The sequence below is a fragment of the Coprococcus sp. OM06-34AC genome (assembly GCF_003462545.1).
Taxonomy (GTDB): domain Bacteria; phylum Bacillota; class Clostridia; order Lachnospirales; family Lachnospiraceae; genus Coprococcus; species Coprococcus aceti.
The window spans coordinates 485,359-511,227 of record NZ_QTZF01000001.1 but is presented as its reverse complement, the minus strand read 5'-3'; the positions used below and the strand labels follow the sequence as shown (position 1 = coordinate 511,227).

Annotated in this window: 21 protein-coding genes and 1 riboswitch; of the genes, 18 read left to right on the top strand and 3 right to left on the bottom strand. The window is 45.1% G+C overall.

Annotated elements, in window-relative coordinates:
• Positions 1-277: 277 nt before the first annotated feature.
• Positions 278-1,234, bottom strand: a complete 957-nt coding sequence (locus DXB91_RS02235) for an SPFH domain-containing protein (protein WP_022217199.1) — start codon at positions 1,232-1,234, stop codon at positions 278-280.
• Between the two features lie 53 nt (positions 1,235-1,287).
• Positions 1,288-1,734 (bottom strand): NfeD family protein, encoded by a 447-nt coding sequence (locus DXB91_RS02230; RefSeq protein WP_015533182.1) that lies wholly within the window; start codon positions 1,732-1,734, stop codon positions 1,288-1,290.
• A 264-nt stretch (positions 1,735-1,998) separates the two neighbouring features.
• On the opposite strand from DXB91_RS02230, the gene DXB91_RS02225 reads away from it, so the two are divergent.
• Positions 1,999-3,648: an AI-2E family transporter gene (locus tag DXB91_RS02225; RefSeq protein ID WP_243003491.1), complete on the top strand. Its 1,650-nt coding sequence runs from the start codon at positions 1,999-2,001 to the stop codon at positions 3,646-3,648.
• Between the two features lie 70 nt (positions 3,649-3,718).
• On the opposite strand, the gene DXB91_RS02220 is transcribed toward DXB91_RS02225, so the two are convergent.
• A complete protein-coding gene (locus tag DXB91_RS02220; protein WP_015533181.1) occupies positions 3,719-3,904 on the bottom strand; it encodes a DUF4250 domain-containing protein in 186 nt (61 codons plus the stop codon).
• A gap of 169 nt (positions 3,905-4,073) precedes the next feature.
• Between DXB91_RS02220 and DXB91_RS02215 the strand changes: the two genes are divergently transcribed.
• The 17 genes from DXB91_RS02215 to DXB91_RS02135 all read left to right on the top strand — a co-directional run bounded on the left by DXB91_RS02215 (position 4,074) and on the right by DXB91_RS02135 (position 25,856).
• Complete coding sequence (locus DXB91_RS02215) at positions 4,074-5,729, top strand: putative polysaccharide biosynthesis protein (protein ID WP_055223825.1); 1,656 nt, start codon at positions 4,074-4,076, stop codon at positions 5,727-5,729.
• A gap of 134 nt (positions 5,730-5,863) precedes the next feature.
• Positions 5,864-6,502, top strand: a complete 639-nt coding sequence (locus DXB91_RS02210; RefSeq protein WP_118016710.1) for a chromate transporter — start codon at positions 5,864-5,866, stop codon at positions 6,500-6,502.
• The gene (locus DXB91_RS02205) at positions 6,502-7,074 is read left to right on the top strand and encodes a chromate transporter (protein ID WP_118016709.1); all 573 of its coding nucleotides are present in this window, start codon (positions 6,502-6,504) and stop codon (positions 7,072-7,074) included. Before DXB91_RS02210 ends, DXB91_RS02205 begins: the two co-directional genes overlap by 1 nt.
• An 88-nt stretch (positions 7,075-7,162) precedes the next feature.
• Positions 7,163-7,597, top strand: a complete 435-nt coding sequence (locus tag DXB91_RS02200; RefSeq protein WP_118016708.1) for a hypothetical protein — start codon at positions 7,163-7,165, stop codon at positions 7,595-7,597.
• Between the two features lie 209 nt (positions 7,598-7,806).
• Entirely contained in the window at positions 7,807-8,256 is a 450-nt protein-coding gene (locus DXB91_RS02195; protein ID WP_118016707.1) for a MarR family winged helix-turn-helix transcriptional regulator, read from the top strand.
• On the top strand, positions 8,253-9,602 hold the full coding sequence (locus tag DXB91_RS02190) for an MATE family efflux transporter (RefSeq protein ID WP_118016706.1): 1,350 nt from the start codon (positions 8,253-8,255) through the stop codon (positions 9,600-9,602). Before DXB91_RS02195 ends, DXB91_RS02190 begins: the two co-directional genes overlap by 4 nt.
• Positions 9,603-9,691: 89 nt before the next feature.
• A riboswitch (cyclic di-GMP riboswitch) is annotated at positions 9,692-9,794 on the top strand.
• Between the two features lie 170 nt (positions 9,795-9,964).
• Positions 9,965-13,180: a response regulator gene (locus DXB91_RS02185; protein WP_330416292.1), complete on the top strand. Its 3,216-nt coding sequence runs from the start codon at positions 9,965-9,967 to the stop codon at positions 13,178-13,180.
• A 256-nt stretch (positions 13,181-13,436) separates the two neighbouring features.
• Positions 13,437-14,534, top strand: a complete 1,098-nt coding sequence (ychF, locus tag DXB91_RS02180; protein WP_055223899.1) for a redox-regulated ATPase YchF — start codon at positions 13,437-13,439, stop codon at positions 14,532-14,534.
• Positions 14,535-14,558: 24 nt separating this feature from the next.
• Entirely contained in the window at positions 14,559-15,668 is a 1,110-nt protein-coding gene (gene lgt / locus DXB91_RS02175) for a prolipoprotein diacylglyceryl transferase (RefSeq protein WP_118016705.1), read from the top strand.
• Positions 15,669-15,986: 318 nt separating this feature from the next.
• Complete coding sequence (gene mraZ / locus DXB91_RS02170) at positions 15,987-16,439, top strand: division/cell wall cluster transcriptional repressor MraZ (RefSeq protein WP_015533171.1); 453 nt, start codon at positions 15,987-15,989, stop codon at positions 16,437-16,439.
• Between the two features lie 19 nt (positions 16,440-16,458).
• Positions 16,459-17,394, top strand: coding sequence for a 16S rRNA (cytosine(1402)-N(4))-methyltransferase RsmH (gene rsmH, locus DXB91_RS02165; RefSeq protein ID WP_015533170.1), 936 nt, complete (start codon positions 16,459-16,461; stop codon positions 17,392-17,394).
• Between the two features lie 27 nt (positions 17,395-17,421).
• Positions 17,422-17,997 (top strand): hypothetical protein, encoded by a 576-nt coding sequence (locus DXB91_RS02160; RefSeq protein ID WP_015533169.1) that lies wholly within the window; start codon positions 17,422-17,424, stop codon positions 17,995-17,997.
• Positions 17,998-18,034: 37 nt separating this feature from the next.
• Positions 18,035-20,332, top strand: coding sequence for a peptidoglycan D,D-transpeptidase FtsI family protein (locus tag DXB91_RS02155; protein WP_118016704.1), 2,298 nt, complete (start codon positions 18,035-18,037; stop codon positions 20,330-20,332).
• A gap of 189 nt (positions 20,333-20,521) precedes the next feature.
• Entirely contained in the window at positions 20,522-22,267 is a 1,746-nt protein-coding gene (locus DXB91_RS02150) for a peptidoglycan D,D-transpeptidase FtsI family protein (RefSeq protein WP_118016802.1), read from the top strand.
• 70 nt (positions 22,268-22,337) lie between these two features.
• Entirely contained in the window at positions 22,338-23,297 is a 960-nt protein-coding gene (gene mraY / locus DXB91_RS02145) for a phospho-N-acetylmuramoyl-pentapeptide-transferase (RefSeq protein WP_118016703.1), read from the top strand.
• 46 nt (positions 23,298-23,343) lie between these two features.
• Entirely contained in the window at positions 23,344-24,705 is a 1,362-nt protein-coding gene (gene murD, locus DXB91_RS02140; RefSeq protein ID WP_118016702.1) for a UDP-N-acetylmuramoyl-L-alanine--D-glutamate ligase, read from the top strand.
• Between the two features lie 5 nt (positions 24,706-24,710).
• Entirely contained in the window at positions 24,711-25,856 is a 1,146-nt protein-coding gene (locus DXB91_RS02135; RefSeq protein ID WP_118016701.1) for an FtsW/RodA/SpoVE family cell cycle protein, read from the top strand.
• Positions 25,857-25,869 lie beyond the last annotated feature (13 nt).

The following is a 25,869-nucleotide window of genomic DNA, read 5'->3' as shown; positions in this document are numbered from 1 at the left end:
GCTGCGAGGGCTCGCTGGCTCCAATGTCTATGGTGAACAGCTATATGATCGTATCGGTAGAAAAGGGCAGGACTGGAAAGGTGCAGATCGTATATCAGTTGAATGATGTTGAGTCAGGAGAGAATATCAAATCTGTGTGGATAGAACTTCCGCAGTGATCATGATGACAGAAAAATACAAATAGTAATTACAAAGACGTGCACGAAAGATTCTTCAAAAAGAACTTTCATGCACGTCTTTTAATAGCTGTCTTATTTATTTGTAATAGTCTGATATGTTACTGCTTTGATATGGCAGCAGCTTCAGTGCTCTTGGCAACCTCTACGATAGAAGAGGTGAGACCTGCGATTCCCTGTATCTCTGATGGGATGATGATCTTGGTAGCCTTGCCGTCTGCAGCCTTTGTAAATGCTTCCAGGCTCTTTAGAGTGATGACCTGATTTGTAGGCATTGACTCATTCAGTGCTCTGATACCATCTGCATTTGCCTGCTGTACAGCGAGGATAGCCTGTGCCTGACCTTCGGCTTCCTTGATAGTTGCTTCCTTCTTAGCCTCAGCACGGAGGATCTGAGAAGCCTTCTCAGCCTCGGCCTCAAGGATGACTGACTGCTTGTTACCTTCTGCGATGAGGATGGCTGACTTCTTCTCACCTTCAGCACGGAGGATCTGCTCACGTCTCTCACGCTCTGCCTTCATCTGCTTCTCCATGGCATCCTGAATAGCTGCAGGAGGGATGATGTTCTTGAGCTCTACTCTGTTGACCTTGATTCCCCAAGGATCAGTAGCCTCGTCAAGTGTTGCTCTCATCTTGGTGTTGATGGTCTCTCTTGATGTAAGTGTCTGGTCAAGCTCGAGATCACCGATGATGTTACGAAGTGTGGTAGCTGTCAGGTTCTCGATGGCCATGATAGGATTCTCAACTCCGTAGCTGAAAAGCTTAGGATCTGTGATCTGGAAGAATACGACTGTGTCGATCCTCATTGTTACGTTATCCTTTGTGATAACCGGCTGTGGAGCGAAGTCAACAACCTGCTCCTTGAGTGTAACCTTCTTGGCTACCTTATCGATAACAGGCATCTTCATGTGAAGTCCAACAGACCATGTTGCCTGATATGTTCCAAGTCTCTCAATTACATAAGCGTGTGCCTGTGGCACGATCTTGATCGTACTGCAAATAATAACGATTACGATCAGACATAAAATGATAATAAGTGAAATTCCTGCTCCGTCCATAATAATCTCCTTAATTAAAAATGTGTGTGTCTTAAGCTGATAAGCCCTTAGCTTTATATTGCCGGCTTTCCTGCCTTTTCTACGATTGCTTTGACTCCGGATATCTCGTCGATCACGACCTCGGTTCCGGTTTCAATGGTATCGCCATGTTTGGATCTTGCTGTCCACTCAACTCCGTTGATCAAGACCTGACCGGTGGACTTGAGATTGTCTATGTCAGCAGATACGATAACGTGTTTGCCGATAAGACTTTCTACGTTTGTCTTTACCAGTTGGTTGTCAAGATGCTTCTTGGCAATCGGTCTTGTCGTGAAGAAAAGAATAGTGGTGACAACAAGAAATGCAACGATCTGTAGTGGCAGCGATCCGCTGAAAAAAGCGATGATCATTGCCACCAGGGCTCCTCCACATGCCCAGATGGTTGTAAGTCCAAGCGATATGATCTCAGCAATGAGACATACGGCAAATATGATAAGCCAGGTTGCAATCTCCCAATTCATATAGAACACCTCCCTCGTATAGGAAATCCTGTTATGCGATAGTTTTCGCATTTGCCCTTGGCTAGCTCTCATTTTACTAAAAAACAGTAGGGTAAACAACATAAATTTTCTGAACATACTATCCCCTAAAGTGCATTATATGCACGAATTATAAAATTTATGAGATTAATTGATAAATGTATGGTTAATTTTGCGTAAGCTGTATTGAACAGGTTTGGAAAAACTAATATAATAAACACATGCTAAAGAATGGGAGAGAAGAAGTTGGCTGTTAATAATAAGAAGAAAAGAATTCTCAACATAAGTCTGGCGGTCATAGGAATAATCGTTGTCGGACTCCTTTTTAATAAGATACTGGAGCAATGGTCGGGATTTCGTGCGATACTTGACAAGATATCGAGTGCATTTGCACCGATCATAGTGGGCGCAGTCATTGCGTTTCTCATGAACCCGATACTTGTTTTTTTCGACAGATTATTTCATACGATATTCCAGGAGAGAGTCATATCGGATAAGAAAAAATTGTTCAAGGTTTCGAGAACTTTGTCGGTTATTTTAACTACCATAGTGTTCCTTGGAATCATAACCGGAATAGTGTGGCTGGTGGTTCCTCAGCTCTACGACAGTATCAAGCAGCTTGTGGGCAACATGGATACCTATTATTCCAACCTTCAGACGATGGTGGAGAATATAAATGAGAAGTTCCAGAAGCTCAATATACCTGAGGATCAGATCAACAAGTATATGAACAATGCATATCTCAAGGTTCAGGATATGCTGAATACCAAGATCATGCCAAATGTGGACAAGATCGTGGTGAATATAGGAAGTGGAGTGTTCTCAGGTCTTAAGTTCCTATACAATTTCCTCATCGGTATTATCGCTTCGATATATGTGATGGCAAACAAGGAATATCTTGCATCTAGGGGAAAGAAGATCATATATGCGGTATTCAAGGTGAAGAATGCAAATACTATCCTTGACGGACTTTTAGAGATGAACAGGATATTTGGTCAGTTTATTAATGGTAAGATACTTGATTCAATTATCATTGGAATGATCATGTTCATAGTTTCAACGATACTCAATCTGCCATATGCGGTTCTGATAAGTGTTATCGTCGGAGTGACAAATGTCATACCGTTCTTCGGACCTATCATAGGAGCTGTACCATGTTTCTTCATCGTGCTCATTGCAGATCCTATAAAGAGTCTTGTGCTGCTCATTGTTATACTTGTACTGCAGCAGTTTGATGGAAATATCCTCGGACCGAAGATCATCGGAGATACCACAGGACTTTCAAGCTTCTGGGTGCTCACAGCGGTCATAGTTGGCGGCGGTTTGTTCGGATTCTTTGGAATGCTTCTCGGAGTTCCTGTATTTGCCTGCTGTTACATGTACATCAACAGGACATGCACTGCAAAGCTGCAGGAGAAGAATCTTGCGTTCAAGACATCCGAGTATGAGAAGATCCGCAGGATAGATGAGGAGACGGGAGAGCCGATATATATAACTGAGGAAGAAGAGGATATAAGGTTCAAGAAGAAGACGCCGGAGCAGAAGCTTGCAGAGCGTGAGAACAAAAGGAAGCTCAAGCAGAAGCAGCATATGCTTCAGTACCCATCAGATCTTCCAGATGATGAATATGTGAAGTCTGGCACTGCGCATGCAGATGATCAGTCTCAGGATGACGATGATTCAGATGATGATCCTATCAGTATATTTGATAAATTCATGCATGTTATGAAGAGCGTGGCCAGCAGGGCGGACGCTGAAAAGCTTGCAAATAATATAGTAGGAAGTGATGCAGAGCCTGATAAGGAAGCTGACAGCAAAGATGACGCTGAAGAAGTTGGAAATGGTCAGGCAAAACCGGAGAGTGATAAAAAAATTTCCGGGAATCAGGAGAAATAAAACATAATATCAGCACGGGGAAAGCAGATGCTGTCCCTGTCTGACAAAAGAGAAAAGAACAGATTTGCTTTTACACAAATCTGTTCTTTTCTGCATCGTATGAATAGTCGATGGATGCGAGCTTACTCTTGATATCATCTGCATTTACACATAGTGAGCTGCAGAGCTCGTCAAGACTTGGATAGTCATCTCTGAGCTTCGTGTTGATGAAGCTGAGAAGCACCATAGGATCCTTTGGAAGTGAAGAGTATTCCATTGTTAAAGTTCCTCCTTGTGGTATATTTGGTCATAATATGCATCGTGTTTATAAATATTATGGTTGAATTAACTGCATAAAATTGGTATATATATAGTTTGTGATATATATCAAAGATACAAATTGAATTTTACAACAGTGATTTAGAAATGGCAATAAGGAGTTAGATATGAGTACAAATACCGGTACGGCAAAGAAAGGAAAGCTATCAGGAAAGGGAAGTAATCTGGCGCTTCAGGCAGGAATCCTGGCGGGAGCCGGAATCGTGTCGAGGATCATCGGCCTTCTGTACAGATCACCTCTGTATCAGATACTTGGAGATGAGGGAAATGGATATTATGGTTCAGCGTATGCAATATACGCCATGGTCATAATGATCGCCACATACAGTATTCCTACAGCAGTGTCGAAGCTTGTTGCCGGTAAGATAGCTATGGGACAGTACAAGAGTGCCAGACGTATATACTACTGTACATTTATATATGTAGTCATAGCGGGTGCTGTGGCGGCACTGATCACGTACTTTGGAGCCGAATGGTTTGTAAGTGACCAGCCAAATGCAGTCTTAAGTCTTAAGATACTTGCCCCTACTATATTTATATCGGGCTTTCTTGCAATATTCAGAGGATATCTGCAGGCGTACAACACGATGGTGCCTACATCTATATCACAGATCATAGAGCAGCTTGCAAATGCAGTAGTCAGTATCGTCGCTGCGTATATGCTTGCAAAGCCATTTGCCGCTGGAACAACCGAGCATGCAAAGTATGGTTCTGCCGGAAGTGCCATGGGTACAGGTGCCGGAGTCCTTGGAGGATTGATATTCATACTGTTCGCTTATGCGAGAAGAAGAAAGGGTATCATGGAGTCTGTGAAGAACGATACAAGTCCTGACACGGAATCCTATGGAAAGCTGTTCAGAATAATCATCGCCACAGTCACACCTATCGTGGTGGCAGCAGTGGTGTATAACGTGCTCACACCTATAGACATGAAGGTATTCTATGTGGTCATGAAGATGAAGGGCATGGATTCCCTGGAGATGGCAAAGCTGTATGGAATTTACTCAGGACAGTATACAGTTCTCACGAACCTTCCGCTTGCCATAGCAGCTTCAGTTGGAATCGCATATATTCCGGGAATATCCGGTGCGTATGCAAGAAATGACATGCAGAAAACCAATAAACTCCTGAATCAGGCGCTCAGCATGTCCATGCTGGTCACCATACCATGTGCGGTTGGAATGGGAGTCCTGGCTAAGCCTATAATACAGCTCCTGTTCTCAGGTGCGGATCCGATGGCAGCCAAATGTATGTATCTTGGATTCATATCCATAGTGTTCTTTGCACAGTCAACTGTAACCAACAGTGTGCTTCAGGCCATGGGTAAGGTGATGGCACCGGTTATCAATGCCACCCTTGCACTGGTGATACATGTGGTGGTTCTTGTGGTTATGCTGTACTGCACAGACTGGGCACTTTATGCACTGGTATTTGGTTCGATAGTGAACTCACTGCTCATATGTATATTCAACCAGCGTTCGCTCACAAAGTACAAGACCGGCAAGATGGACAACAGGCGAATATACGTTGCACCTACTATAGCATCTATCTTCATGGGTGTTGTTACGATCATTGTATATGAGGGCTGCAGGAAGCTTCTCGGCAACTGGGTGATCGCGATGTTTGTTGCAGTATTTGTGGCGATCATATTCTATGCGGTGGCTATACTCAAAGCCGGAGGATATACGGAGGAGGAACTTCTCAATATGCCTAAGGGAGGTCTTATTGTGAGGTTTGCGAAGAAGTTCAGACTGATAAAATAAAATGTATGTATACAGATCAGGGCAGGCACTTTAAGGTGTCTGCCCCTTTTATATAAAAAATGTTTCCAAAATTTCTCGAATAGGAATATACTTGTATCTGGAACGTGAAAACGTTTTCACGAGAAAGGTATATTATGGAAAGAGGAAAAAAGAGTAGGACTCTTCTGAAGATATTCATAACAACATTATATCTGAGCGTCTTTACCTTCGGGGGTGGATACGTCATCGTTTCACTTATGAAGAAAAAGTTTGTGGATGAAAACCATTGGATAGAGCAGGACGAGATGCTGGATCTTGTGGCTATATCCCAATCGTCGCCGGGACCTATCGCAGTAAATGGAGCGATAGCGGTGGGCTATAAACTGTGCGGCATGGCAGGGGCACTGGTGGCCATAATCGGAACGATCATACCGCCATTTGTCATCATATCCATCATATCTTACTGTTACAGCGCGTTCAGGACTAACTGGGTGATCAGTGAGATGCTGGAGGGAATGCAGGCCGGTGTAGCTGCGGTCATTGCATCAGTGACATATGATATGGGAGCAGACATAGTAAAGCAGAAGGATGATCTGGGGATATTGTTTATGATAGCTGCATTTGTTGCATCCTACATATTGGAGATAAATGTCGTGTTCATAGTAATTGTCTGTGGACTTGTCGGCGTTTGCAGAGGACAGCTGGAGAAAAGAAGAGGGCATGGGCATAAAAAGACAGAGGATACTTCTGACGGAAATCCTGAAAACCATCCCGACAAAGGGGGGATGGAATAATGATCTATTTGCAGTTGTTCCTAAGTTTCTTCCAGATAGGACTCTTCAGTTTCGGCGGAGGTTATGCCGCCATGCCGCTTATACAGGGACAGGTAGTGAAGATACATGGGTGGATGACCATGTCGGAGTTCACGGATTTGATCACTATATCCCAGATGACTCCAGGCCCTATAGCGGTCAATTCGGCGACATTTGTGGGACTCCGGGTGGCTGGATATGTCGGCGCGGTGGTTGCCACGCTCGGATGTATACTTCCTTCATGTATCATAGTCACAGTCATAGTAAGACTTTATCTGAAATACCGCAAACAGGACATCCTTCAGGAACTGCTCGGAGGAATAAGACCTGCGGTTGTGGCGATGATCGCATCAGCGGGTGTTTCGATATTTGTCACGGCGGTCTGGTCTGGGATTGACATGATAAGTATCGCTGGAACTAAGTGGAATCTCGTGGTGATATTTGCGGTGAGTGTTGTTCTGCTTAGAAAATTCAAACTGAATCCTGTGTGGGTGATGCTGCTTTCCGGCGGGATGCAGGTGATCGTGGGGCTTGCTGGCAGATATCTGATATGAGTGAAAGCATATTATAATTTTAATTAAATTGTAATGTGAAGAACTTTATTATAGTATGTAAAAAGTAGATGTGGTGGGGAGTTTGCATATGAAGAAGAAAATATTGATATGTCTGGTAGTACAGCTTATATGCTGGAGCATTATGACGCTGTCTGATTACATGGAAGAGATGAATAATGACAGCAATAACCTGTTCGTTGTATTTGTGGTTCCGTCTGTATGTGTAGTTTTGTATATTATATTCAGGAGATGGATATACGATAATCAGAGAGTGAGGCTGAAAGACGTCGCCATAATATGTGTGGCGTGGTTGATCTTCGGGCTGATATTTGGACTTGGAATCAGTGTATTGGTCAACAATGAAATGTGGATAGTGCCGCAGGCTACAGGAGGATGGGAGCATCTGCTGAATGGGATCGAATATATGATGTTTTCAATGACTCTGGCGGGAATACCATTTGTGGCGGTGGTATTGATCGAATCGGTTATAGGGATAGTAAAGGTAGTTAGTAAAAAGGATTGAATAATTAAATGCTTCATCTGTGAGAGAATCAGGTGGAGCATTTTTTATGCATGGTGGCTAATGGATTACGCAGGCATATGAATAGTTTATATATCCTATCCCTTGACAAAAAGAGAAAATATGAATATACTTACCGACGATAATTACCTAAAGTAATTATAAGAAATAACAATAAAATAATATTTGATAAATTTACAGGAAGGAATGCTATGACAAAGGAAAAGATAAAACAGGTGATGGATGCCTGCTATCAAGCTAAGAGAGTCAGAGATATGATGCCAAAGCTGCCAAATGGAGTCACACCGACTCATATACATTATCTTGATGTGATAACGAGATTTGAGAGGTCTGAGACTGAGGTAAAGGTCAGTGATATAAGTGATGAGCTGGGGCTCCCAAGACCGGGCGTGACAAAGACGATAAAGGATATGGAACGCTTGGGATTTGTTGAAAAGAAGGCTTCAGAGGCGGATGGACGTTTTGTGTATATCAGGAGCACTCAGGCTGGCAGAGATCTGGTTTGCAAATATGTTGATGAGTATTTCACAGGACTGGGGGAGTCTCTTACCGATATCACAGATGAAGATGCAGATATTATGATAGCGACCATTGAAAAAATTTATGATGTTATGAGCAAAAGGAGTCAAGACATAAGATGAGTGTACAGGATAAAACAGATTTTACACAGGGAAGTATAATTAGAAAAATGCTCCCATTCATGGGACCGATTCTTGGAGCACTGATACTTCAGGCTGCATATGGTGCGGTTGATCTGCTGGTGGTTGGAAGATTCGGTTCGACGGCGGGACTTTCAGCCGTATCTACAGGCAGCCAGGTCCTCAATCTGGTTACATTTGTGATAATAGCACTTGCTATGGGTGTCACAGTGCTTATTGCCAGATATATAGGCGAGAAGAACACGGATCAGATAGGAGAGCTTCTCGGAGGTGCCACGACCATATTTGCAATACTTGCGGTGGTGCTGGCAGTTGTCATGGTGACGTTTGCAAGACCTTTGTCAGTGTTGATGCAGGCACCGGCTGAGGCGGTCACTCTTACATCGTCGTATGTGAGGATATGCGGAGGCGGAATATTTTTCATTATGGCCTACAATGTGCTCACCGCGATATTCAGAGGTTTTGGAGACAGCAAATCACCTCTTATATTTGTGTTTGTGGCATGTATAGTAAATGTTATCGGTGACCTTATCCTGGTTGCGGGATGTCATCTTGACGCTGCGGGTGCAGCCATAGCAACAGTGGTTGCCCAGGCGGTTAGTGTTGTCCTAGCGCTTGTGCTGCTGAAGAAGAAAAAGCTTCCATTTAAGATATCAAGAAAAGATTTCAGATTAAACAGACAGTGCAGAAGATTGCTCTCAGTTGGGCTTCCGCTGGCGATGCAGGAATTTCTCACGCAGATGTCATTTCTGGCGCTGTGTGCATTTATCAACAGACTTGGCCTGGAGGCATCATCAGGATATGGCGTTGCCTGCAAGATAGTCAGCTTTGCCATGCTGGTACCAAGCTCGCTTATGCAGTCCATGGCTTCATTTGTATCGCAGAATGTTGGAGCTGGAAAAGAGGACAGAGCGAGAAAAGCGATGCTTACCGGTATGGGCATAGGACTATCTGTAGGCGTGGTGGTATTCATTGGCGTGTGGTTCTTTGGTGACAAATTGACATCGATCTTTACCACTGACGCGGCTGTTATACAGAGGGGCTTCGAGTACCTGAGGGGCTTTGCACCTGAGACTATACTCACCGCGGTGCTGTTCAGCATGATAGGATATTTCAATGGACATGAGAAGTCACTGTGGGTCATGATACAGGGACTTATCCAGACATTGGTCGTTAGACTGCCTCTTGCCTATTACATGAGTATACAGCCGGATGCGAGCCTTACAAATATAGGACTTGCAGCGCCGATAGCCACATGTGTCGGCATCGTGCTCAACGTCATATTCTACATCGTTATGTCAAAGAAGTGGAAAACGGAAAAGACCTGAAAATAATTAAATAAATGCTTGACAAATAAAACAAATGATTATAATACTTTAATCAGAAAATTGTAATCTATATGAAAAGAATTTGAAAAATAAATATTTAGTAAACCCGTTGAAAAGCGGTGACACAAAGCCATATGGGTCTAAGGTCTGAAAACAGAGAACTGTTTCGGACTATGACAGCCGGTTGCAGTATAATTTCCCTGTTGGAACTAGTATGTATAAAGAGGAGTATAATTATATTTATTAAAAGCGACTGTCGGAGTGTATTCTTTGACAGTCGCTTTTTGTGTGATCCGAGCGCTTAAGATGTGTTAACTGAAATGTATTTATCATGTTATCAGAGAGGAAAGCGTGTAGTTAGAATGAATGATGAGAGAGTGTATGGTGAGGCTGGGGGCCTGGGTAATGCATCCATGATCGGAGAAGAGGCTTCGCGGACAATACAGAGAACGATAAATAACAACAATGCCGTTGGAACGATCATCGGCTATTATGATGACGAACTGACGATACTGTCGGTCAGTGATTTCATGCTGTATAACCTTGGTTACAGCTATGAGGAATTCCAGCGATGTACAGGAGGATCACTCAGGTCTGTGTTCTATGGAGAGAATACAAGTTTTCTGGACGCAGATCATTTACGCCAGATTAGAGGACTTGGAGAGGGGGAGATGCTGACAAGTGACGGAACCCCGGTGACTGTCAGGATATTCAAGGAGGATTCCGTGGACAGGGATGGAACGCCTGTATGGATAATGTCCGCAAGGCTTGACTGGGAGCATGAGAATGTGACTCTCATCAATGGCGCAATGAAGTCAGGTATGTGGTACTTTGATTTTGATGAGACTGGAGATCTGCAGGAAGTATATTGGAGCCATGCGTTCAGAACTATGCTGGGATATCACGACATCATAGATTTCCCGAATGACATATCTTCATGGACAAGACTGCTTCATCCGGCCGATAAGGACCGGGTATTGGACAGCCTGAAGGCTGTGGTCACTGATAAGACAAATGCATATAAATACGATGTGGAGTACAGGCTGCGGATGCTGGATGGAGATTATCAGTGGTTCCGTGCAAAGGCAGAGGTGATAAGGCGTACAGATGGCACAGCCCGCAGGATAACAGGTACATTTATAAATATTAACGTGGAGAAGGATCTGGAGATGCAGCAGAAGAGGGCAGCTGCTTTCCACAATGCCTTTACGAAGACCAATCTGTGTGAGTATTACGTGAATCTTGAGGAGAATACATTTGACTCCATGAAGGTTGAGCCGTCGCTTATGACCATCTTTGAGAGCAGCGATACATGGGATGAACTTATATCGGCATTTATAGACAATTACGTGTGCGAGGAGTTCAGGCATGAGGTTGCCAGGTTCTACGACAGAAGATATATAGCCAGAAGGCTTGGTGAGTGTGACGGGGAGCTGAGTCTGGAATGTGGCATCACTATACATGGAGAGAAGCACTGGACGAGGAATGTCATTCTCCGTGGAGATCGTGAGCAATCGCAGTATGCGATCATATTCCTGAGGGATATCACCGCGGCAAAACGGGAGGCTGAGATACACAGGCAGATGTCTGCGGACAATGAAGCTATGGGGCATCTCCTTCAGAGTGTCACAAGACTGGTGGATCATTTCGCTATATGCGATCTGGAAAATGACACATATGAATATTTCATGATAAATATAAAATCGGATTATCCGCCAGAGGGACGTTATAGTGATCTGATAAGGCGTGTAGAGAGCAGATATAAGACACTGCCTCCTGCTGATTCACTGACAGATCTGCTGAAGCCTGAGAATCTGAGAAATAACCTCACAAAGGCATCGGATGTGTATAAGTTTGAGTATTGCAATATGGAAGAGGAATGCTACAGGAGTGCGTCATTTGTGCCTATCGAGTGGAAGAAAGGTGTACTTACCAGAGTGCTGTGGGCATCCATGGATATAACTCAGGAGAAGAAGCAGGAAATTAAGGGACGCAAGGCTCTTAAGGACGCGTATCAGGCCGCGGAGAGGGCGAACAGAGCGAAGACCGAATTCCTCACGAATATGTCGCATGACATAAGAACACCTATGAATGCGATAGTTGGCCTGACGGCTATTGCGGGAGCCAACATAGATCGTCCGGATAAGGTGCTTGAATGCCTGGGCAAGACAACCAGAGCCAGCAGACATTTGTTGGGATTGGTCAATGAAGTCCTCGATATGGCACGTATAGAGAGCGGGAGAATATCCCTGGCCGAGGAGGAGTTTAATCTCTCAGAGCTTGTGGACAATCTCATCTCCATGGCGAAATCAGAGATGGATGAGCACCATCACAGCCTTGAGGTGAATATAAAAAACATCGAGCATGAGGACGTATATGTCGACACACTGAGGATACAGCAGGTGTTTATGAACCTTATGAGCAACTCCGTCAAATATACCCCGGATGGAGGACATATAGTATTCTCCATCGAGGAGCGGCCAAACGGCCAGTCGGAGCTTGGATGTTATGTGTTCAGCATAGAGGATGATGGCATTGGCATGGATGAGGATTTCCAGAAGATCATGTTCCAGCCATTTACCCGTGCTGATGATAACAGGACTACGAAGATCCAGGGCACAGGTCTTGGAATGGCGATCACACAGAATATAGTAAACATGATGAATGGCAATATTCAGGTTGACAGTGTCCTGAACAGGGGCACGAAGATCACAGTCACCATATTCCTAAGGCTTAAGGAGAGGGAGATCGACCAGATAAAGGAGCTGGCAGATCTGCCTGTGCTGGTGGTGGATGATGATGAGTTATGCTGTGAGAGTACGGTTCAGACTCTGGGTGAGATAGGAATTGCCGGAGAGTGGGTAACCTCGGGTGAGGAGGCTGTCGCCAGAGCATATGCAAGGCATGAGAGAAATGATGATTACTTTGCGATCATTATGGACTGGAAGATGCCAAAGATGGACGGCATTGAGGCAACGAGACGTATAAGAGAGCGTATTGGCAGGGATGTGACCATCATAGTGCTCACTTCATATGATTACAGTGAGATAGAGGATGAGGCAAGGGCAGCAGGTGTGGATGCATTTATTGCAAAGCCGTTGTTCCGTTCACGTCTTACGGCAACACTGGTTCGCATAGTGAATGAGAAAACGGATGGTTCCGCCAGGGATTACCTGAAGAATATCAAAAGATCTGATTATTCGGACAGGAGAGTCCTTCTTGTGGAGGACAATGATCTGAACAGTGAGATCGCATCGGAGATCATAGGAATGACGGGAGCCAGTGTGGAGATCGTTGAGAATGGCAGGGAGGCTGTGGAGAGGATAGAGAATGCCTCCGAGAACTGGTATGACATAGTGTTTATGGATGTTCAGATGCCGGTCATGAATGGGTATGAGGCCACCGCCGCTATAAGAGCACTGCCTGGAAGAAGAGGCCAGATTCCTATCATAGCCATGACCGCAAATGCATTTGCTGAGGATGTGCAGCTTGCAAAGAACACGGGGATGGATGAACACATAGCGAAACCGCTTGATTTTGAAAAATTGAACACAGTGATGGAGAAATATCTGAACTGATAAAATGTAGCAGCCAGCCGGGGGTGAACCCCGGCTGGCTGTTGTAGTTTTGAAGGAGGCACTGGGTAAAAAATAGTTATGGGATTCCGATAATAATTATAAACATTGAAATTAAGCCACGGGTGTAGTACAATTACCGTGCTATTGGGGCTTTTTGCGCCCTGAAAACAGATGGTACACTAAATGGTACACCATATAATCGGCAAAGTCAGAATATCAAGCAAAATCAAGGCTTTAAGAAAGGAAAATAGAAAAAATGAAATTAGGTATCGTAGGACTCCCAAACGTGGGAAAAAGTACACTTTTCAATTCACTTACAAAGGCAGGAGCGGAATCAGCTAACTATCCGTTCTGTACAATAGATCCAAATGTAGGAATCGTTGCAGTGCCAGATGAGAGACTGGACAAGCTCACAGAGATGTACAACTCAGCCAAGACAACACCTGCTGTTATAGAATTTGTAGATATAGCGGGCCTTGTAAAGGGTGCATCAAAGGGTGAAGGACTTGGAAACCAGTTCCTTGCAAATATCAGAGAGGTTGATGCCATAGTTCACGTTGTAAGATGCTTTGAGGATACAAATGTCATCCACGTTGACGGTTCCGTAGACCCAATCAGAGATATAGAGACCATCAATCTGGAACTGATCTTCTCAGATATAGAGGTGCTCGACAGAAGGATCGCCAAGACGATCAGAGGTGCAAGAAATGACAAGATGCTTGCGAAGGAGCTTGACTTCCAGCAGAGGATCAAGGCTCACCTTGAGGATGGCAAGCTTGCCAAGACCATAGAGGTTGCAGATGAGGACGAGCAGGCGTGGATAGAGGAATATAACCTTCTCACATGGAAGCCTGTAATATTTGCCGCAAATGTAGGCGAGGAAGACATTGCGGACGATGGCGCTTCAAATGAGAATGTACAGAAGGTAAAGGAATACGCAAAGGACTTTGATGCAGAGGTATTTGTAGTATGTGCACAGATAGAGCAGGAGCTGGCAGAGCTTGACGATGAGGAGAAGAAGATGTTCCTCGAGGATCTTGGAGTTAAGGAGTCAGGCCTTGACAAGCTTATCAAGGCAAGCTACTCACTTCTCGGTCTTATCAGTTATCTGACAGCCGGAGAGACAGAGTCAAGGGCATGGACCATCAAGAAGGGTACAAAGGCACCCGGGGCAGCCGGCAAGATCCATTCAGATTTTGAGAGAGGTTTCATCAAGGCTGAGGTTGTCAGCTACAAGGATCTCATGGACTGCGGAAGCATGCTTGCTGCAAAGGAAAAGGGTCTTGTGAGACAGGAAGGCAAGGAATATGTGGTTGAGGATGGAGATGTTATTCTCTTCAAGTTCAACGTGTAAATGAATCTAGGAGGATGTAACGATATGTCTCAGATATCAGAATATTTTAGAAGCATATTCTTTCCGAATCTTGGGATAACCCTCAGAAATATAGGTGACCATATCAATATAGGAAGCTTTGAGGTGAGGTTCTACGGGATCATCATCATGATAGGATTCCTGCTGGCATATGTACTTGTCACCAACGAGGCAAAGAGAACAAAACAGAATCCTGAAATGTATCTGGATTTCATACTTATACTTATCATCCCGGCCATACTTGGAGCAAGACTCTACTATATCCTGTTCAGACTTGACCAGTATATAGTGCAGGGCGATGTGGGAGCTACACTCAAAGCCATGCTGAATATCAGAGGCGGCGGACTTGCCATATACGGTGGAATCATCGCAGGAGTCATCACAGCGGTAATCTTCTGCAAGGTGAGAAAAGTAAGCTTTGTGCTCATGGCGGATACAGCCACATTCGGAATACTGATCGGACAGATACTTGGAAGATTTGGAAACTTCTTCAACAGAGAAGCATTTGGCGCATATACGAACAGTAAGATGGCCATGGCGATTCCGCTTGATTACTACAGATCAGAGGGCAATCTTGATTATCTGGAGAGAACCGGTGTCATCACACAGAAGATGCTGGATAATGTGGTGAATATAGACGGCATGGATTGCATAACGGTCCATCCGACATTCCTGTATGAGTCCTTATGGAATCTTATGCTGCTTGTGTTCTTATTTATATATAGAAAGCACAAGAAATTCAAAGGAGAGTTCGCTCTTATATATGTGGGAGGATACGGACTCGGAAGATTTATCGTCGAAGGTCTCAGAAGTGATTCCCTGATGATCGGCAATACAGGGATCAAGGTATCCCAGGCGCTTGCACTTGTATGCTTTGTAACTGCCGTGGTACTGCTTGTCATAAATTATGTAAGATGTGCCAAGCGTGGCTGGCCTGCTGCAGTGATGGGAGACGCCGCTGGCACAGAAGTGAAGATTAGTGGCGAATGTGATCCTGCGGATACAGAAGTGGAGACCAGTGGTGAAGCAGACGCTGCCGGTACAGAAGTGGAGACCAGTGGTGGATCAGATGACGCTGGAGAAAAAAAGAAAGATGACAAAGATGCCACAAAATAGCATTTCAGCGCAGAAAAAGTGGCAATAAAAATAATATAACAGGGAGACAATACAGATAAATACCCACAAGGTGGAGATATCCCCCACGAAATGGGAAAAAACTGGGATTTGTCCCCACCACAAAAAGCCTGTAGGTTTGACAGTGAAAACTGTTAGATCTACAGGCTTTTTTGCGTATTTGCACACACTTTTTTCATATAACAGGGTTGCAATTTGGGGGGCTATAGTATAGAATAGTGGTTACAAGTGGCATTATTGTGCAACTAAGTGGTGGAAAGTGGTGATTGAACCGGAGTTATACGAAAGGAGGAGATCGGGATGTCCAGATGCTTATCAGGTGAATATGAACATAAGCTTGATGCAAAAGGAAGACTGATCATGCCATTAAAACTTCGTTCGGAACTCGGGGAGTCATTCATGGTAACCAAAGGAATAGACTGCTGTCTCTATGTATATGGAATGACAGAGTGGGAGGAGTTCGTTGAGAAGCTGAACAAGCTTCCTATGACCAACAGAACGGCCAGAGCCTTCAAGAGAGGTTTCCTTGCCGGAGCGGTCAAGTGTGAGCCGGATGCACAGGGAAGAATACTTCTATCTCCGAAGCAGAGAGAATATGCTCATATAGACAAGGATGTGTATGTCATCGGTAACGGTGAGAAAGCGGAGATCTGGAGCAAGGAAGAGTGGGATGGCCCTGAGAACATGAGTGATAATCAGGCCAGCATGGACGAGCTTGCAGATGAGCTTGATGCACTTGATTTTAGTTTTTAGAAGAGAATGGTAATTGATTATGGAATTTGCGCACAAGTCGGTCTTGCTTGAGGAGACCATCGACAACCTGAATATCAAGCCGGATGGCATCTACGTGGATGGCACATTAGGGGGAGCCGGACACTCAGAGCAGATTGTGAAGAGGCTTGGTGAGGGCGGCAGGCTTATAGGTATCGACCAGGATGAGGATGCCATAGCTGCAGCGTCGAAGAGACTTGAGCCGTATGGAGATAAGGTGACCATAGTCAGGGATAATTACCAGAATTTCAGAAGGATATTGGATGAACTGAACATACAGAAGGTGGACGGGATACTCCTTGATCTGGGAGTGTCTTCATATCAACTCGATAATGCGGATAGAGGATTCACATATCGGGTTGATGCTCCACTGGATATGAGGATGGACAACAGGCAGACAAAGACTGCAAAGGATATAGTCAATGATTATTCCGAGGCTGAGCTGTTCCGTATACTTAAGGATTATGGAGAGGAGAGATATGCAAAGAGTATTGCATACCACATTTGCAAGTACCGTGAGAACAAGGTGATAGAGACCACCGAAGAGCTCAATGATATAATCCGTGGCTCCATACCGGCAAAGGCGAGGAATGGACAGGGACATCCGTCCAAGCAGACATTTCAGGCGATCAGGATAGAGCTTAACAGAGAGCTTGATGTGCTCAGGGATTCAATAGACGGCATGATAGCAAGCCTGAATCCGGGAGGAAGATTGTGTATCATCACATTTCATTCCCTTGAGGACCGGATAGTGAAGCTAGCATTCAGGAAAAATGAAAATCCATGCATTTGTCCACCGAACTTTCCGGTGTGCACATGCGGAAGAAAGCCTCTCGGCAAGGTGATAACGAGGAAACCGATCATACCGGGAGAAAGGGAGCTTGAGGAGAATTCCAGATCAAAGAGCTCAAAGCTCAGAGTGTTTGAGGCAATTTGACAGATATAAATGAAAGAGGCGATATAGATGGCAGATAGAAGATACTACACAGAGGGTAGTTCTGCAAGACAACTGAATTATGATGACCGGGCTGGACGTAACAGATCCCGCGAAGCTGTAGTCAGAGGCTCAGCCGCTCCGGCGAGAAGACCACAGCCTTCAGTTAGACCTGAGAGAGCTCCACAGCCGGCGCGAAGAAAGAAACAGGGATCATCTCATCTGACTGACAGAGAGAGACGAGAGCTTGCAGCCAGAAAGGCACAGAGAAAGGCAGTTACAAACGCACAAATAAGATATACGGCGGGCATGGTTGCTGCGATAATCGTTGCGGTGGCGCTGTGCTGTTATCTTCTGAAACTTACATCAGATGTCAAGTCACAGAAGGAGTCAGTGGCAACGCTGAAGAGCCAGGTGGCAACACAGCTTGACGAGAATGCAAGCTACAGCGCAGGACTTGATTCCATGACAGATCTGGATGAGATATATAATATTGCAACTACTAAGCTCGGCATGGTATACTCACAGCCGGGACAAACATTATACTATTCACAGAATAATGATGATTACGTAGTACAGTACAAGGATGTCCCTAAGGCCAAGTAGTCTTAGGGATATTTAATTTTTAAGGTGGAAAGATAAAATGTCAAAGAGATCAAAGCTATTTTTAAAAGGAATGAGAAGAAAGACCAAGATCGCATATTTGCTGGTGGTGGGAGTTCTGGTGGCACTCACCATAAGAGTTGTGTATATCAACGTGGCAAATGGAAAGGAGTATTCGGAGGCGGTGGTTCTGCAGATGGACTACAATTCCACGGATATTCCGTATGAGAGAGGCGAGATACTGGACAGAAATGGAAATGTCCTTGCAAACAGTGAGAAGACCTACAGCCTGATACTTGAGCCTGTGAATATTCTGATCACGGAGAAGGGAAAGGCGGCAACAAGAGCTGCGGTGCTGGAGTATTTCGATGTGTCAGGAGACGATTTTGACAAGCACATTGCAAATGAGGATTCTTATTATGAGGTAGTCCTCAAGGATCTTCCATATACAAAGGTTAAGGCATTTGAGGATTACTGTAAGACCGATGAGGGCGCAGATGTCATAGGAGTGAGATTCGAGACGGTGTATAAGAGAAATTACCCAAATGGATCTCTGGCGTGTCACCTGCTCGGATACACCGCCAGCGGAAATGTTGGACAGGGTGGTATTGAGGGCTATTATAATGACTACTTAAACGGTGTGGATGGCAAGACTTACAGATATATGTCGGGATTAGGCGGCGTTGACTCGGAGACTGTGGCAGCCCAGAATGGTGAGACAGTAGTATCCACCATAGATATGAACATACAGAAGATTATAGAGGACAACATCACTGAGTATATGCAGAATACAGGTGCTAAGCAGATAGGTATCATAGCAATGGATCCAAACAATGGCGAGATACTTGGAATGGCAAGCTCACGTACCTACGATCCAAATGACCCGATGAACACACAGGCGCTCAGGAACATGACAGTCACCGTAACCCAGGAGGTTGAGATCGAGGGTGCAGATGAGAATGCGGACAGCCTGATAAGCGTTGAGAGTGCAAAGAAAAATACAACAGCAACAACGGAGAGCAGCGAGGATGGCACTACCACAGAATCATCCACAGAAGCGACCACCGAACAGAAGAATGTAAAGACTGAGGAAGTGGAATACGATTTCTCAAAGATGTCGGATGAAGAGTTCCATAGCACGATAGATGGATTTACATCAGACCAGTTATATGAGGCACTCAACTATGTATGGCAGAATTACTGTATAAGTGATGTGTTTGAGCCGGGTTCAACATACAAGGCATTTACCATAGCGGGAGCCATGGAGGATGGAGTAATCTCAGACGGAGATGAATTCCTCTGTGATGGTTCACAGGTCGTAGTCGAGGGAGAGAGCCCTATTTACTGTAGTTACAGAGCAGGACACGGAATGGTAGACGTCAAGAGAGCTCTGGCTGTTTCATGTAATGATGCATTGATGCAGATAGCGGACAAGGAGGGACCAGAGACATTTGACAAATATCAGGTGATATTTAACATTGGTTCCAAGACAGGAATAGATCTCGAAGGTGAGACGACAGGTATTAAGTACGATGTGGAGAATCTTAATCCTACAGAGCTTGCGACATCTTCATTTGGACAGGGTGTTACAACATCCATGATCCAGATGGCAACGGGATTCTGTTCTGTAATAAACGGCGGAAATTATTATGTGCCACATGTTGTCAAGAGACTTCTGGATTCAGACGGAAATGTGGTTGAGAATATGGATCCGGTGCTTGTCAGAAAGACCATATCCAAGGAAGTGTCGGATTACATGAAGACATACCTCCAGGCGGTTGTTGAGGAAGGTACAGGATATGCGGCTGGAATAGAGGGCTACACCATCGGTGGTAAGACAGGTACAGCCGAGAAGCTTCCTCGAGGAAATGGAAAATATGTACTGTCATTCATAGGATTCACCCCTGTTGAGAATCCTCAGATCATGCTTTACGTTGTAGTTGATGAGCCTCATGTTGAGGATCAGTCAGGATCAGGAGCAGGAGCAAAGCTGTTCAATCAGGTTATGCAGGATCTCCTTCCATACCTGAATGTATACTCAACAAACGGAGATGATGTGGCTTATGACGGAACGGAGGAACCGCTATCATCAGCATTTGACACGGATACAGAGACTGCAGATACAGAGGCGGCAACAGAGGATGCGGCTGCTGAGGACACATCAGCGGAAGATACATCAGCGGATGATACATCGACCGACGACACATCGGCGGATGACACGTCGTATGACGATACGGCAGACGACAGTTATACGGCGGACGATACATGGGAGGATGACAGCGGAACAGGCGATGACACGGATACGTGGAGCGGTGACGAGGACTATTCCGGCGAATGATAATTTACACAGTAAACCAAAGCATCGAAGGTGCAGATACACCTCCGGTGCTTTTTTAATGCAGAGATAGATTTGTACACGAATAGGCGAATACATGAGGCATCCGGCTAATATGATAATAAAAAAGTCCGGGATCAAGAGTTGAAGGTATACAGTTATAACAGGCGGAGGATAAAGTTTGTGTTCGTTATGGCGGCCCTAGCGCTGGGAGTTATAGTTGGCCGTCTTGCATACATAATGCTCTACAGGGGAGAATACTATAGTGAGAAAGCAGATTCCCTGCATGAGAGGGAGAGAAGCATAAAAGCTCCCAGGGGAAGGATATACGACAGAAATGGCAATATCATAGCGGACAACAAGGCGGTGTGTTCAATATCCGTGATACACAGCCAGATAGAGGATGAGGCGGAGGTCACAGAGCTTCTTACAAGATATCTGGATAAGGATCCGGCAGACATCAGGAAGAAGGTGGAGAAGGTATCCTCAAGGGAGCTCATAGCGACAAATGTAGACAAGGAGACCGGAAAAAAGATCAAGGCGGCTGCTGTTCCGGGGATCAAGGTGGACGAGGATTACAAGCGCAGCTATCCATATGATACCCTTGCATCGAAGGTTATAGGCTTCACCGGTGCTGACAATCAGGGAATACTGGGCCTTGAGGTGACATATGACAGTGTGCTCACAGGGACAAATGGAAGCATAAATGCGGTCACGGATGCAAGGGGAATAGAGCTTGCGGAATATTCAGAAACCAGGACAGAGCCCATTTCCGGAAATGATCTCGTGACAACACTGGATCTCAATATACAGAGATATGTGACACAGGCTGCAGAGAAAGTCCTGATCGAGAAAAAAGCAAACAGGGTGTGTGCAATAACGATCAATCCCCAAAATGGCGAGATATATGCCATGGTGGATGTGCCGGAATACAATCTGAACGAACCGTTCAAACTGGTTAAGCCAGAGAACGGTGGAGAGACAGACACAAGGGAAGATGCAGAGAGAAATAACAGCGCATCCGGGACATCCATGTTGCTGCCTACAGCCGGTAATATGGATGAGCTGAACAATATGTGGAGAAATTATCTGATAAGCGACACATATGAGCCGGGATCAACCGCCAAGATAATAACACTGACGGCAGCACTCGAGAAAGGAGCGGTCGACAGCAACTCAAACTTTTTCTGCCCGGGATATAAGATAGTTGAGGACAGAAGGATAAGGTGCAGCAAGACCACGGGCCATGGAAGCCAGAGCCTTAAGGAGGCGCTCATGAATTCCTGCAATCCGGCGTTTATGGAGATAGGAGAGAGAACAGGTGTGGATGGCATGTACGAGTATTATCACAAGCTGGGATTGTTCAGTCAGAGCGGAATAGACCTTCCCGGAGAGGCAAACTCCATCATGCATAAGAAGGAAAATGTCGGGCCGGTAGAGCTTGCCACCATGTCGTTTGGACAGTCATTCCAGGTGACTCCGATACAGTTCATATCTGCAGTGTGCACGGTTGTGAATGGAGGGCATACGGTAACTCCACATTTGGGAAAAAGGATAATAGACAGCAGTAAAGAAACTATTACAGCCATTGAATTTGACGAGCAGAGACAGGTTATAGATGAGGGGACATCACAGAAGATGCGGGAGATGCTTGAGGCAGTCGTTGCCGAGGGCGGCGGATCAAAGTGTGCCATAGAGGGCTGCAGGATAGGCGGAAAGACCGCCACGAGCGAGAAACTTCCCAGAGGAACAGGCAGATACATATCTTCTTTTATAGGATTTGCGCCGGCGGATGATCCTCAAGTCCTGACGGTCGTGCTAATAGATGAGCCCGAGGGCACATATTATGGAGGAACCATAGCGGCCCCTGTTGTGAGAGATATTTTTTTGAATATTCTTCCCTATTTGGGAATTGACAAAGCCACAAATGAGTATTAAATTTATCTCAGTCTGAAAACAGTTTAAGAAATACATAGTCCGCGGTGTGCGGGCAGGTAAGGAGTACAAAATGAATTTAGATTTAAAGATTGTTTTACCGGTAGTGATAGCATTCTGTATCAGCGTGGTGCTGTGCCCTATAGTTATACCGTTCCTGAAGAAGCTCAAGTTCGGTCAGTTTGTCAGGGATGACGGCCCACAGGCACATTTGAAGAAGGCCGGAACACCAACCATGGGTGGACTTATAATCCTTCTGTCACTTACGATCACGACGCTTATCTATATGAAGAAATATCCGGATGTCCTTCCGGTGCTTTTTGTGACACTTGGATTTGGACTTATCGGATTTATCGATGATTACATCAAAGTTGTTATGAAGAGATCAATGGGACTTCACGCATGGCAGAAGATGCTCGGACAGATTGTCGTTACGGGAGTATTTGCATATTATGTAGAGAAGTATTCAGATATCAACAATGAGCTTATAATACCATTCCTTGGCAAGACGGTTCAGCTCAACAGCACACTCTATGTGATACTGTTGTTCTTCATCGTGCTTGGAACAGTTAATGGTGCGAACTTCACAGATGGACTTGACGGACTTGCGTCATCAGTCACGGTTCTCATAGCCACATTCTTTGCGGTTGTAGCAGTGGGAACAGGCTCAGGTGTTGCTCCGGTTGCCTGCGCAGCGGTTGGATGTCTTCTTGGCTTCCTTGTGTACAATGTGTACCCTGCAAAGGTATTCATGGGAGATACAGGTTCTCTGGCGCTCGGTGGATTTGTTGCATCAACAGCGTATATGCTCAAGATGCCTATATTCATAGTTATAATAGCTTTCATATACTTCATTGAAGTATTATCAGTTATAATACAGGTTGTTTCATTCAAGCTTACAGGCAAGAGAGTGTTCAGAATGGCACCTATACATCATCATTTTGAGCTCGGTGGATGGCCTGAGTCAAAGGTCGTTGCTATATTTTCTATAGTGACTGCAGTCCTCTGTGTGGTAGGTTTACTGGCTCTGTAATGTAGAAAGGAGAAAATGGTGCAGTGGTGCACCATGGTGAAATGATATGGAGATCAATACAGCGATAGTAGCAGGAACAGGAAAGAGTGGAATCAGTGCAACCAAGCTTCTGGTAAATCATGGAGTAAAGGTTTATCTGTTCGATGAGAACAAGGACAGAGATATAGAGGCGATAAAGGAGAAGACAGGCGATTCAGAGCTTGTTCAGATAGAACTCGGTGAGCTTGGAGAGGATGCCCTCTCATCATCACAGCTCATGGTCATCAGTCCGGGAATCCCTGTTGATGCGCCATTTACAGATGTGGTGAGAAATGCGGGAATACCTATCTGGAGTGAGATAGAGCTGGCATACCATTATGGTAAGGGTAAGATAGCAGCCATAACAGGAACAAACGGCAAGACTACAACTACAGCCCTTGTGGGAGATATAGTCAAGGCACACAATGCCAAGACCATCGTTGTGGGAAATATTGGAATACCTTACACAGAGCTGTGCGACACAACAGACGATGATTCAGATACAGTTGCAGAGATAAGCAGTTTCCAGCTTGAGACGGTTATAGATTTTCATCCGAATGTCAGTGCAATACTCAACCTGACTCCGGATCATCTGAACAGGCACTATACATTTGAGAATTATGGAAATGTAAAGTTTTCAATAACAAAGAATCAGACCATGGATGATGTGACAGTCCTCAACTATGATGATGAGCATACACGCGCCATGGGAGAGAAGGCAAAGGATCATTGCCATGTAGTATATTTCAGCAGACTGGAGAAGCCGGCCGGTGGAGTATATGTAGAGGATGGAGATATCATCCTCGAGGATGGCGATAAGAAGATCAATGTACTTGCCATTAAGGATCTTAAGCTCATGGGAGCTCACAATGTTGAGAATGTTCTGGCAGCAGTTGGAATATCATATTATATGGGAGTCCCTGTTGATGTTATCAGAGATGTTGCAACATCATTCAAGGCTGTTGCTCATAGAATAGAATATGTTGACACCGTCGATGGTGTTGCATACTACAATGATTCAAAGGGAACAAACCCTGATGCAGCCATAAAGGGAATACAGGCCATGGTGGCTCCTACATTCCTCATAGGTGGAGGCTACGACAAGGGTTCTGAGTACGACGAGTGGATAGAGGCGTTTGACGGCAAGGTAAAGTGGCTTGTTCTCATAGGCCAGACTGCGCAGAAGATAGCTGACTGTGCAAAGAGACATGGATTTAACTCAATTATATTTGAGGAGAATCTTCAGGATGCGGTAGCATATTGCCATGAGAATGCGGTTGACGGAGATGCGGTGCTTCTCTCACCTGCATGTGCAAGCTGGGGACAGTTTGACAACTACGAGCAGAGAGGCGATATGTTCAAGGAGTATGTAAGAAGCTATAAGGAGTGATCTGATTGCATGGAGGTCCTGAGGTTTCAGAAGATAGAGTGAGAGATGCACGAAAACGGTGTCCGGGAGGATATGTGGATGTGACCATGCTCCTGGCGCTGGGGATGATTCTGATATTTGGGCTTGCCATGATATACAGTACGAGCAGTTACAGGGCGTACGACCTGTACGGAGATCAGATGTACTTTTTTAAAAGACAGGCACTTTATATGTTGCTGGCGATCCTCGCCATGTACATAGTGTCAAGATATGACTACAGGCGACTGCTCAGGCTGTCTGCGGTCATTTTGCTGTCATCACTTGTTCTTCAGGTGGTGGTGCTGATAATAGGAACGGCCAGCCATGGGTCAGCAAGATGGATATATATTGGACCTATAGGATTTCAGCCATCAGAATATGCCAAGACGGCGATCATAATCTACACCTCGGCGAGGACTGCCGTGGAGAGCAAAAATCTGTGCAGACCGGGCTGCCTTATAAAGGTAATGATCCTGCCCGTGATCACCATAGCCCTGATCGGTGTGGAGAATCTCAGCACGGCTATAATCTGTTTTGCAATCCTTTTTGTAATATTGTTTGTGGGAAGCCCCAGGGTCAGACATTTTGTTCTGATCGGTATATTTGGTGTTGTCGGGAGTGTGCTTTTCATAATGTTCGCAGGCTACAGGGCGAACAGAGTCAAGATATGGCTTGATCCTGAGAATTACGCAGATGGCTATCAGACGGTTCAGTCGTTATATGCCGTTGGTTCCGGTGGACTGTTTGGAGTGGGCTTTGGGAGAAGTGTCCAAAAGATGGGGTTTATTCCGGAGTCACATAATGATATGATATTCTCAGTCGTGTGTGAGGAGCTCGGAATTGTCGGAGCGGCATTTATACTTATCGTTTTTCTTATATTACTTAGGCGGATGGCTGTGACGGCCATGAATGCCAGAGACAGATTTGGAAGCATGCTCACAGCGGGAGTGATGGCACATGTGGCGGTCCAACTGCTGATAAATGTGAGTGTTGTCACGAATACCATTCCGCCGACAGGTGTGCCGATGCCATTTGTCAGTTATGGCGGAAGTTCGATAATTTTCATTCTGATGGAGATGGGGATAGTGATGTCCGTATCCAGAGGAATTTCGTATGACGAAACAGACATATGACAGATCCTTTAAA

Coding starts and splice junctions, on each gene's coding strand:
- DXB91_RS02235 (WP_022217199.1), bottom strand. CDS start 1,234: ATGGACGGAGCAGGAATTTCACTTATTATCATTTTATGTCTGATCGTA.
- DXB91_RS02230 (WP_015533182.1), bottom strand. CDS start 1,734: ATGAATTGGGAGATTGCAACCTGGCTTATCATATTTGCCGTATGTCTC.
- DXB91_RS02220 (WP_015533181.1), bottom strand. CDS start 3,904: ATGGAATACTCTTCACTTCCAAAGGATCCTATGGTGCTTCTCAGCTTC.
- DXB91_RS02215 (WP_055223825.1), top strand. CDS start 4,074: ATGAGTACAAATACCGGTACGGCAAAGAAAGGAAAGCTATCAGGAAAG.
- DXB91_RS02210 (WP_118016710.1), top strand. CDS start 5,864: ATGGAAAGAGGAAAAAAGAGTAGGACTCTTCTGAAGATATTCATAACA.
- DXB91_RS02205 (WP_118016709.1), top strand. CDS start 6,502: ATGATCTATTTGCAGTTGTTCCTAAGTTTCTTCCAGATAGGACTCTTC.
- DXB91_RS02200 (WP_118016708.1), top strand. CDS start 7,163: ATGAAGAAGAAAATATTGATATGTCTGGTAGTACAGCTTATATGCTGG.
- DXB91_RS02195 (WP_118016707.1), top strand. CDS start 7,807: ATGACAAAGGAAAAGATAAAACAGGTGATGGATGCCTGCTATCAAGCT.
- DXB91_RS02190 (WP_118016706.1), top strand. CDS start 8,253: ATGAGTGTACAGGATAAAACAGATTTTACACAGGGAAGTATAATTAGA.
- DXB91_RS02185 (WP_330416292.1), top strand. CDS start 9,965: ATGAATGATGAGAGAGTGTATGGTGAGGCTGGGGGCCTGGGTAATGCA.
- ychF (WP_055223899.1), top strand. CDS start 13,437: ATGAAATTAGGTATCGTAGGACTCCCAAACGTGGGAAAAAGTACACTT.
- lgt (WP_118016705.1), top strand. CDS start 14,559: ATGTCTCAGATATCAGAATATTTTAGAAGCATATTCTTTCCGAATCTT.
- mraZ (WP_015533171.1), top strand. CDS start 15,987: ATGTCCAGATGCTTATCAGGTGAATATGAACATAAGCTTGATGCAAAA.
- rsmH (WP_015533170.1), top strand. CDS start 16,459: ATGGAATTTGCGCACAAGTCGGTCTTGCTTGAGGAGACCATCGACAAC.
- DXB91_RS02160 (WP_015533169.1), top strand. CDS start 17,422: ATGGCAGATAGAAGATACTACACAGAGGGTAGTTCTGCAAGACAACTG.
- DXB91_RS02155 (WP_118016704.1), top strand. CDS start 18,035: ATGTCAAAGAGATCAAAGCTATTTTTAAAAGGAATGAGAAGAAAGACC.
- DXB91_RS02150 (WP_118016802.1), top strand. CDS start 20,522: ATGGCGGCCCTAGCGCTGGGAGTTATAGTTGGCCGTCTTGCATACATA.
- mraY (WP_118016703.1), top strand. CDS start 22,338: ATGAATTTAGATTTAAAGATTGTTTTACCGGTAGTGATAGCATTCTGT.
- murD (WP_118016702.1), top strand. CDS start 23,344: ATGGAGATCAATACAGCGATAGTAGCAGGAACAGGAAAGAGTGGAATC.